Origin of the sequence: Paenibacillus marchantiophytorum (assembly GCF_014640555.1) — a bacterium.
Classification (GTDB): domain Bacteria; phylum Bacillota; class Bacilli; order Paenibacillales; family NBRC-103111; genus Paenibacillus_E; species Paenibacillus_E marchantiophytorum.
In genome coordinates this window covers 1-635 of record NZ_BMHE01000149.1, presented here as the reverse complement: position 1 = coordinate 635, position 635 = coordinate 1, and the positions used below count along the sequence as shown (strand labels likewise).

The window sequence follows — 635 nt, the reverse complement described above, 5'->3', positions numbered from 1 at the left end:
CTACAAAAAGGTCATTGAACCTACCTATACGAATCCCAATAACTTTGGGACGTTCCAACAGACATTTACAGTTCGGTATGACGGATACTTTACCAAAGAAATACTCAGTACGCTGTATCCAAGTGCACAGCTTGCAGATGATGATGCATCGCGGAGATATACCATGCATGTTGGAGATATATTTAACGTTCGCATTCAATCACGTGGCATCACCCTTGCAGGCAGGCTTCGCTCTTTCCTATTCAGAGGACAAGCGGTTCCAATTGCCATTAAAAAGGGGGGAATGGTACGAAGTGAAGCCCCTTAGTCTTGTCTTATTATTTCTTATTATCGCCATCCCCCTTGTATTTGTGCATGATGCCAGACAGGATTCGTATGATCGAAGCGTCACCCTGCACAAACAATATGAGGATGATTTTCAGGCTGCTGTGGACGATGCGGGTGCATATTTGGCTAGAATGGAGTCACAACAAACGACGACCGCCGTTCGGTATCATGAACAAAAGCAACTTAATTTGGATATGGACATGCTTCATGTCTTTTATCAAAATCTAGCCCTTAAGTTCGGCATTGAGAATAATCCGGTAGCGATACAAAACTTGAAAATCCACATGCCTGCCATGGTATTGCTTCGC

1 protein-coding gene and 1 pseudogene are annotated in these 635 nt (G+C 43.8%); both read left to right on the top strand.

Translation table 11 applies throughout. From position 1 onward, the window contains the following. Nucleotides 1–307 (top strand): annotated as a pseudogene (locus tag IEY34_RS37205) (hypothetical protein); the annotation flags it as partial. After that, the coding region (locus IEY34_RS36395) for a hypothetical protein (RefSeq protein ID WP_229758033.1) at nucleotides 294–635 on the top strand (342 nt) is incomplete at its 3' end. The pseudogene IEY34_RS37205 and the gene IEY34_RS36395, both read left to right, overlap by 14 nt.